Annotated in this window: 5 protein-coding genes; 2 read left to right on the forward strand and 3 right to left on the reverse strand. The window is 35.9% G+C overall.

Annotated features, from left to right (window positions below; translation table 11 throughout):
• The 3 genes from F6K22_RS19040 to F6K22_RS19050 form a co-directional block, all read right to left on the reverse strand.
• Positions 1 to 1062 (reverse strand): response regulator (locus F6K22_RS19040; protein ID WP_293101154.1); only part of this gene is annotated, 1062 nt, incomplete at its 3' end.
• Positions 1063 to 1785: 723 nt separating this feature from the next.
• The gene (gene truB / locus F6K22_RS19045; RefSeq protein ID WP_293101156.1) at positions 1786 to 2691 is read right to left on the reverse strand and encodes a tRNA pseudouridine(55) synthase TruB; all 906 of its coding nucleotides are present in this window, start codon (positions 2689 to 2691) and stop codon (positions 1786 to 1788) included.
• A gap of 192 nt (positions 2692 to 2883) precedes the next feature.
• On the reverse strand, positions 2884 to 3702 hold the full coding sequence (locus F6K22_RS19050; RefSeq protein ID WP_293101158.1) for a calcium-binding protein: 819 nt from the start codon (positions 3700 to 3702) through the stop codon (positions 2884 to 2886).
• A gap of 2565 nt (positions 3703 to 6267) precedes the next feature.
• Between F6K22_RS19050 and F6K22_RS19055 the strand changes: the two genes are divergently transcribed.
• Positions 6268 to 7206, forward strand: a complete 939-nt coding sequence (locus tag F6K22_RS19055; protein WP_293101161.1) for an Npun_R2479 family HD domain-containing metalloprotein — start codon at positions 6268 to 6270, stop codon at positions 7204 to 7206.
• A gap of 361 nt (positions 7207 to 7567) precedes the next feature.
• Positions 7568 to 9775, forward strand: a complete 2208-nt coding sequence (ligA, locus tag F6K22_RS19060; protein ID WP_293101164.1) for an NAD-dependent DNA ligase LigA — start codon at positions 7568 to 7570, stop codon at positions 9773 to 9775.
• Positions 9776 to 10150 lie beyond the last annotated feature (375 nt).

A 10150-nucleotide genomic window follows, 5' to 3' on the forward strand; every position in this document is an offset into this window, starting at 1 on the left:
TCCTATTAACTTAGCTCTAGTCCTATCAAGAATACCATCTTTAGTCGATAAAAATACAATTGGTGTATCTTTAAACATAGTAGTTTTGCGTAAAAAATCACATATTGTATAACCACTAACTTTAGGCATCACTAAATCCAAAAAAATAAAATCAGGTTGAGAATCTTCTAGGACTGCTAACCCTTTAATTGGATCTTGAATATGCACAACTTTATATCCCAATGGCTGGAGAATTTTATCTAAAGAATTACCTACAAGATGACTATCATCAATACAAGCAATTGTAGCTTGAGGCCGACGATTTTGTACAGATACTAAGCGTAATTTTTCTGGTGGTGACAGCCAATCTTCTACTTGCTTGAAAGAAATTAAATCCTGTTGTTCAAAATTAGATAAATTCCGAGCTACTTCTACTAATGACATTTCGATTAAAAATGCAATATCCCAAATTGTTCTGTCGCCATTTAATAACTTCTTTACTGTCAAAAAAACGTCTAAATTTTCTTGAATTAGGAAATTATTTGTATCTCTTACAACTGGGGAACTATCAGGATTAATATGACATAAACCTTCCTTTTGTAAAGACATCCAAACTCTTTTAGCTGAAGTCATAACTTCTTTAATTTCTAGTCTGGATAAAAGTAAACTCAGAGCTGTTTGAGAACAAGGATGTTTCTGCGGATGCCATCTTCTTGTTAAACCAGGTTGACTAATAATAGCAAAAAAAACTTCCTGTGCAATAGTACGCAAAATTGCCTTCGCTTGAGCTAAAGTTATCTGATTTTCGCTAATAGCTGTTTGTAATAATCTATATTCCCACAGTTGATTATTGCTGAACCGATCGACTTCAAATTTAAAGTTAGGACAATGTTGACTGATAGCTCGATGCCAACGTCTAGTAGAATGTTTCCCCCCACTTGCATATAGGAGATGACCAAATAGGAAGTAAAGTTGCCATTCTTGATTGCCATGAGCGACGACTAACTTACCAGTAACTTGCTTTTGGCTAACTATACTAAGTGTATTTGCCAGCTTAATATAGCCTATCGTTGATGCTGACATAATTATTTAACCTTTAACATAATAGTGACATTTAATTTTGATTTACTAATAAACAGATCGGTCTAATATATATACAACTTTTATTATTTAATATTTATTTGATTTTGTCATGGTTTGTTATACTGATTTTTTAGTATCATCGCACTTATATATCAGAATTTTCTCGGAAACTTTCTTAACTTTCTTACTTATTATTGTTACTTAAAAGATAATATTTATCACTGCTCATACTCTTGGCCTATTTTTCATCCGCCATTTTGCTTATTTTTGAGTTTTTTTTGTAAAGCAGGTTCATAATTTAGATTGTGGGTATTTGATATTTTCTACATTGATTTAATTTGAGCTTAACTAAACTCAGTTGATTCATGGTAACAAGACTGCAATAGGTATGATATTTTTGGGTGTTCTACATGAAAGAATGATTAGTTTTTGGGGGAAGTGTCTCCATGCGCATCCTCTCTAGGTGTAGAGGCAATCCCCCTGTGATATCAAATCCGGTTGAATACTTATCAGGACTTACGCAAAATATCGAATTATACCCTATCTGTAGGGGTGATTCGCGAATCACCCCTACTAGATGTGGTGGTTATGCGTAAGTCCTGATTATATCACCGGATTCTATATTATTGCCCCTATAATTTCATCAAAATCTCAAACTCCAAAATTGTGTATCTCAACAATTTTATCAATGCTATATACTTGCATTCAAAAAACTGAAAATAGTTAATTACTAATTACAACTTGAGGTGCTAATAATAAATTTTGTTCTGATTTGATTAACTGCCCAATACCAAGAAATTCACCTTTTAGATTGTATACTCGAAAATGATGCTCAGTTTTTTCAGCTTCTATTTCCCATCTTATTTGATAGGGTAAACGTTGACCTTGACACCATCTTTTTGCATCTTCAGCAACCAAGGCAATCGCTGGTAAATGTACCAATGCTATCTCTGGAGATAAAAGACTAAATTTATTTTCCTGTAATTGATTTTCCATTTCTGCAAATGTGAGACTATTTTCCCCAGAAAACCCACTACTTTCTGTTCTAGTTAAAGCAGCTAAAGTTCCCCCAGTATTTAAAATTGCACCTAGATCGCGGGCGATCGCTCGAATATAAGTTCCCGTACCACAGGCGATCGCTAAATCTACTTCGGGAAAATCTCCACTTCGCCACTCCAGAATTTCTATATTAAATACTTCTACAACCCGAGTAGGAACTTCAACTGTTTTTCCCTGACGCGCTAAATCATAAAGTCGCTTTCCTTGTACCTGTATTGCACTATAACTAGGCGGCAATTGCTCAATTTTACCTAAGAAATTTGGCAGCACTGCTTCAAGATCGGATAACATTAATTCTGGTGCTGGTGCAGATTGAACAATTTCTCCCTCCAAATCATCAGTAGTAGTTATCGTACCAAATCTTACTGTACCACGATAAGCTTTTTCTGAGCCGAGAAATTGTAATAACCTGGTTGCCTTTCCCACTGCAATAGGTAAAACTCCAGTAGCAGCAGGGTCGAGAGTTCCTCCATGTCCGACACGCTTAAGACGTAGCAACTTTCGTACCTTTGCTACACAGTCATGGGAAGTCATACCAGATGGTTTGTTAAGATTGAGAAATCCTTGCATTATACTAATAGGGAATAGGGAATAGGGAATAGGGATTGTAGGAAGAGTCCCGAGGCTAGGGAGTCTGGAGAGTACAGGGTCTAGAATATACCCAAGCTGCATTAATAAACACTGACTTTCCTCCCACACCCCCCACACCCCCCACACCTCCCACACCTCCCACACCTCCCACACTCTTGCCCCAATGTTGCCTCAGATAATTGTGAAGTCAAGCTCATCTTCATCGACTCCAATGACTATTGCCAGAAAATCTTCTTCGTCATCTCTCAACCTAATAACTACCCCATTTTCCCCATTTTCCCCACCTACTAAGGTTGTCTCAAATTGCAGGTCATTACGTCTCAAACCATTAATTAATCCAATTTGATCGTCATTGGGATTATAATCAGCAATAATATCTGCTTCTGATGCACTCAGACCACCCGTGTTTTCAGCAATAATGAATAAATCTTCTCCTGTTCCTCCCGTTAAAGTGTCAGAGTCGCGATCGCCTGCTAGAGTATCATCACCTTCACCTCCATCTAGACAATCATCACCTTTCCCTCCGAAAATACAATCATCGCCTAAACTACCAAAAAGACAGTCATTCCCTCGATTGCCAAAAAGTGTGTCATCATCATCACCTCCATCTAGAAAGTCATTATCCCTACCACCCCACAATGTATCTTCACCATTATCCCCTAACAAAGAATCCTGTTGTTGATTACCAAGCAGGGAATCATCACCCACTCCTCCTAAAAGTGTATCATTATCCTGATTGCCAAAAATTCTATCTCCTCCACCTCTACCTTCTATAGAATCTCGACCTGCCAATCCCTCAATTGAATCTGCTCTTACTGAACCAATAGTCTCATCGTCATCTTCTGTAAGCAGAATTTCATTGAATAAACTTCCAGTACCTCCATTCCCGCCAGGACTTGTCCCATTACCACCCTCTCCATTGTCCGGAGGTGGCCTGAAAATATCGACTGTAGTACCATTAAAAATACCATCTTCTGTTGCAGTGACCATAACACCTTTGGGAATAACTTTTTTGTGTGATTATATTAATATTTACATAATTTTTACAGCACTTTGCACGAATGGTGTGGTAGATTCAACAATTAATAATTAATACACAAAGCCCGTGAAAATTAAAAATCAAATCAATTATCATCCATAAATTATCTATTCTTTCTTCCTGTTAAGTGTTAAGTGTTAAGTGTTCCCTCTTTTCCACCAGATGTCTAATAATTAATAATTAATTATTACCTCTAGGATTGACTAATCATGAAAATTTTTTCTTCTCTCTTGGGAGATTGGAGACCAGCGAGGAGACCTAGCCATCCCATCCTAGGTCATGCTCTGCAAACGACCGCTTGTTTCTCCTTTAAAGGAGAGGCTTTATACCTTAAGAGTTCGGTAAAATACTAATATTATCATGTTCGTTCAATAATTAATATTATTAATTATTAGAGTTGTTGGGAATTAAGCTCAAAAAATGGCTAAAACTCTTATCAGTTAAGGTTTATAGTGTTCCCTTGGTCTAAAATCCAGAAAACCTTATATAGTAAGCCTTTGAGCATTTTAAATTTTTATTTCCAAACAACTCTATTAATTATTAAGATAAGGTATCTGTAAAATAAATCTAAAGAAACACCTGAAATATCTAGTATTCGGTGTTCAACAATTAATAATTAATAATTAATAATTAATTATTAATTATTACCTCTTCTTATAACGGATAGGATTGACATTCAAGGATTTTTTTTTCTGATCAAGGGGAGATTGGAGACCAGCGAGGAGACCTCGCCATCCCTCAACCGCTTTTTTCTCCATGAATGGAGAGGCTTTATACCTTAATAGTTCGGTAAGGGCTAGGAAAATATTATTTAATTTTGTGAGATTATTCGGTGCCTAACCCACCCTACATCAAGGCTTAATTTTTTATTTATATATACCCTCTAATTATTTGGTAAGTGTGATTCAATATTGTGGAAAAAAATATCTGCCCTTCCTTCACTAAAATATTTTTCTGTTATCTGAAACCCTAAAGTGGTGATTTCTGATTGCTATAAGTAGTCCTGAATAATTATTTGTGTCAAGACTTACGCAGGAGAACCCAGAAACCAGGTTTTTTCGTAGATATCTATATATTTAAACCAAGGATTTCTAGTAGCAACCGGATTTCTTAGCGTAAATCCTATTTGTATTTGTCTATTTACTTAATCGGCTATAGCAATCCTATTTCAGTTGTAATATTTTGGTGGTAGTTAGGAGTCAGGAGTCAGGAGTCAGGAGTCATAATTTTCAAGGTTTTTCGTTAATATTAACTATTCTAAAAATTTTCACAAATCATTTAGGATTGCTATATATTTATTTTGCCTTTTGCCTCACTCCGCCAGTAGTTGAATACTTTTCCCATTAGACCTCTCCAGAAAATAAACTTGCTCTTTATTTAAGACAAGCTAGAGTTGTAAAATTAACTCTCCTAAATCATTTTTCGTATCTTTTTCGTGAAAATATATTCCCTATTCCCTGTTCCCTGTTCCCTGTTCCCTACTAGCAGCAAAAAATCTATATCTTTTTCGGAGATGTCTATTATATAATTATATAACTATAACTCAAAGTTCTCCTAGAAGGGGGCAGCTTTAGACCCAGATTTTCGGTAAACTTTCCCATAAGCGCCTTTAGCCTAACCTGTAGTGATATATATCCTGATTTCACCAAGATACTTGGCCAACCCATAAATTTTTGTTAATTTTAAACTAAACCTTTCGATAAGTCCCAGACAATAGCATAATCTATCTTTCGGGAAGGCGATCCGTGTCTATAGTTTTATACAATTTATCAAAAGTAATCCTAAGTTTGGAAGGTGGTCAAAATAACTAGAGAAATAACCTAGGTTAGTAAACAATCATATTACGTTAATAAATAGTATTTAGAAATAGAAAATCCGAGTATAGCAAAATTTTTGAGAATTAGTATTAGATGCTGCTTATAAAGTAAAGTTATAGACGCAGGTTCCGCACACAGGCCCTGATGAATCGGAATCAATTTTGTGATAAGGTGGAAATGGTTTAGGGAAACCTAACCCACCTGACTGATAGGGCTATCAGATAGGCTAATAAACCAAGTAGCAGTAATATGCTTGTCGCAGAAACTACGGAGTTAAGGTGATGAGTTAGGCCACTTAATATTGAGTTCATGCTAATCTGCTCGTAGAATCAGAAAACCACTACAATCAAATTTTTTTTGATCCTGCGGCAAGCGGGTTAGTAAATTAATTCTCCCCCGTAAGGAGATAAAGGTTACTCGCAACCAGAGATACTGTGTAAGACCCATATTAGCTTTGTCTGATAGGTAACGGCATAAGAGATACGAATAAAACGGCAAACAACCTTTGCAGTTGGGTACTTCACACTAAGCAGGCAATAGAAAAGTAAAACTAAAAAAATAATTTCTTGCTATTTTAGACTTGCAGGTAATTAAAAAAGCAAGTCCTGATATATTGATAGATTGATATATTAACGGCTAACTGCTACAGCTCAAGCTATCAGAGTAATACTTAATATACTGGAGTGCAAAGAAATAGTCATGTTTAATCCAACAGAAATTTTAATAGATACTTTTGTCAAAGAGCTACAAGAAGGATACCATCGTACCTATGGTGGTTTTAAACCAGACTATCCAGAAATTATTGCCTGGGCAGGAAATATGGCTCTGGAAAATATCGCTAATTGTGATGCATTATATCACAATGTTGAACACACAATGTTAGTTACTCTTGTTGGGCAAGAAATTTTGCGGGGTAAGCACATTCGTGAAGGTGGAGTTTCTCCTGAAGATTGGTTACATTATATTATTTCTTTATTGTGTCACGATATTGGCTATACCAAAGGAGTCTGTCGAAAAGACCAAGAATTATTGGGTCGATATGCTACAGGAATAGATGGTGGAATGATTTCTTTGACAGAGGGTTCTACTGCTGCTAGTTTAACACCTTATCATGTTGACCGGGGAAAATTAGTAATAGATGAACGTTTCGGTGGTCATCGACTAATTGATGCCGATCAAATTAAACGTAATATTGAATTAACTCGTTTTCCTGTTCCAGAAGCAGAAACTCATCAAGATAGAAATAATTTTTCTGGGTTATCAAGAGCGGCAGATTTAATTGGTCAATTAAGTGACCCTAATTATTTACTCAAAATTAGTGCTTTATTTTATGAATTTGAGGAAGTAGGTACTAATAAAGTTTTGGGTTATAAATCTCCTGGCGATCTCCGGCGCAGCTACGCGAAATTTTACTGGAATGGTGTTTATCCTTATATTCCTGCTGCTATTAATTATTTGGAATTAACTCAAAGTGGTAAACAAATTATTGCTAATCTTTATGCCAATGTATTTCAGATAGAACATGAACCTAAGACAAAAGGTAATGGTGAGGATAAAATTCGCAATAATGGAGATTTTAAAATAAAAATACCAATTATAGAAAAGAAATTTAGTGATTTTTTGGATTTGAATTTATAGGGAATTAGGGAAGAGGTAAGAGGGAATAGGGAACAGGGAATAGGGAAGAATAATTGATATTTTATGGATAATAATTGATTTTAATGAGTAATTTTTGGAGATGTATATTGATAATTTATGGGTGATAAGGGAATAGGGAGTTTAATTAGTTTATCAGTTATCAGTACTGACTGCTGAAGCTAGATGCTGGAAATACTGAATCGAATTTTTTTTCATCACAAACATCCATTTTTAACATAAAACTTGATACAAGATACAAGAGAAAAGTTATGTATTTGCAATTAAATATATATTTTGAGTTTTGGTCTGATCTGAAGTGAACCGTATTGGTTTAAAAATTGAGGAAAGGAAATAATAAATCGTGGCAAAATTAACACCAGAAATTGAGCAGTACACTCAACAATTAAGGGAAAAACTTCAAGAAGCTGGCTATGCTTACTATGTTCTTGATAACCCAATTATGGAAGATGCTGTTTACGATCGCCTACTTCGAGAATTACAGGAATTAGAAACTCAATATCCTCAATTAATTGTGCCAGATAGTCCGACTCAAAGAGTGGGAGAAAAACCAGCAACTAAGTTTGTATCAGTTAAACATAACATTCCTCTTTATAGTCTGGAAAATGCTTTTAATATTCAGGAATTAAAAAGTTGGCAAGAACGCTGTGCAATTCAAAAGTCAAAATTCAAAAGTCAAAAGTTAGAAGTAAAAAGTCAAAATTATGACTCTACGGAAAGTCAAAAGTTAGAAGTAAAAAGTCAAAATTATGACTCTACGGAAAGTCAAAAGTTAGAAGTAAAAAGTCAAAATTATGACCTTAGTGATGAGTCAAGTTATGAGGAAATAGACTTAATAACTTTGGATTATGTTTGTGAATTAAAAATTGATGGTTCTGCTTTAGCTTTAACTTATGAAAATGGTTTATTAGTACGAGGTGCTACCCGTGGTGATGGAATTATGGGGGAAGATATTACTCAAAATGTCAAGACAATTAATAGTATTCCTTTAAAACTTAAAATTGATAATCCGCCTCCAAGAGTAGAAGTTCGGGGTGAAGCTTTTTTATCAATAAATGTATTTGAAAATATCAACGCTGAAAGAGAAAAAAATGGAGAAGCTTTATTTGCAAATCCCCGCAATGCAGCAGCAGGTACTTTAAGACAATTAGACTCAAAAATAGTCGCTCAACGACGACTAGATTTTTTTGCTTATACACTTTATTTAGAAGAAAATAGCTCGGAATTTTCTCAAGTTTCTACTCAGTGGGAATATTTAGAATTACTCCAAAAATTAGGTTTTAAAGTTAATCCTAACCGTCAACTTTGTTCCTCTATAGATGAAGTTGAAACATATTATCAATACTGGGATAAAGAACGAAAAAATTTACCCTATTTAACCGATGGAGTAGTAGTTAAACTTAACTCTTTACCACTACAAAAAAAATTAGGATTTACTCAAAAATTCCCTCGGTGGGCGATCGCTCTTAAATACCCTGCTGAAGAAATTCCGACTATTGTCCAAGCAGTTACGGTTCAAGTAGGCCGTACTGGGGCACTGACTCCCGTGGCCGAATTAAAACCAGTCCAATTGGCAGGGACAACCGTACAAAGGGCATCTCTACATAATAGCGATCGCTTGGCAGAATTGGACTTACATATTGGGGACACTGTAATAGTCCGTAAAGCAGGGGAGATTATACCAGAAGTGGTCAGAGTTTTAGCAGAATTACGACCAAAAACGGCCAAAAAATTTCAAATGCCCACCAATTGTCCAGAATGTAGTCAACCTGTGGTCAAACCTACGGATGAGGCAGTAACTCGCTGCATTAATGCTTCATGTCCTGCTATTTTGCGGGGTTCATTAATACATTGGTCATCTAGGGGTGCTTTGGATATTAATGGTTTGGGGGAAAAGTTGGTGCAGCAGTTGGTTAATAGTGGTTTGGTTAAGTCTGTGGCAGATTTATATAATTTGACAATAGAAGATTTGACTACTTTGGAACGGATGGGGGAAAAGTCAGCGAGTAAGTTGGTGGAGGCGATCGCTATTTCTAAAGCTCAACCTTGGGAGCGGGTGCTTTATGGTTTGGGTATTCGTCATGTGGGTAGTGTGAATGCGGAGTTATTAACTCAGAAGTTTGCAACTGTGGCAAAGTTAGGTCAAGCAAAGGTAAGTGATATTGAAAGTGTGTATGGTATTGGTCCGGAAATTGCTCAGTCTGTGGAAGAGTGGTTTGGGGTACCAGCAAATCAGAATTTGGTGGCACGTTTGGAAACTGCTGGGGTGACTTTGGAGACTAAAGACTCTACAAATAGTGTGGAAAAAGTGCAAAGTTCTTTGTTAGTAGGAAAGACTTTTGTTTTGACTGGAACTTTGCCAAGTTTGAAGCGAGATGAGGCTAAAAGTTTGATTCAAAATGCTGGTGGGAAGGTGACAAGTTCGGTGAGTTCTAAGACTGATTTTGTTGTGGTGGGAGAGGATGCAGGTTCTAAGTTAGAGAAAGCAGAAAAGTTGGGGGTGAAACAGTTGAGTGAAGCGGAGTTATTGGAGATGTTGGGAGAGGAATAAAGTGTGATAAGAAATTGGGTTGATTGGAGGTGGATTTTAATATGATGAGGTGTTTAATCAATTGGGTTTCTCGGATTTTTTGACTAGCTTTGGAGTGTGATAAGAAATTGGGTTGATTGGAGGTGGATTTTAATATGATGAGGTGTTTAATCAATTGGGTTTCTCGGATTTTTTGACTAGCTTTGGAGTGTGATAAGAAATTGGGTTGATTGGAGGTGGATTTTAATATGATGAGGTGTTTAATGAACTGGGTTTCTCGGATTTTTTGACTAGCTTTGGAGTGTGATAAGAAATTGGGTTGATTGGAGGTGGATTTTAATATGATGAGGTGTTTAATCAATTGGGTTTCTCGGATTTTTTGACTAGCTTTGGAGT

This window comes from Okeania sp. SIO2F4 (assembly GCF_010672385.1).
Lineage (GTDB): Bacteria > Cyanobacteriota > Cyanobacteriia > Cyanobacteriales > Microcoleaceae > Trichodesmium.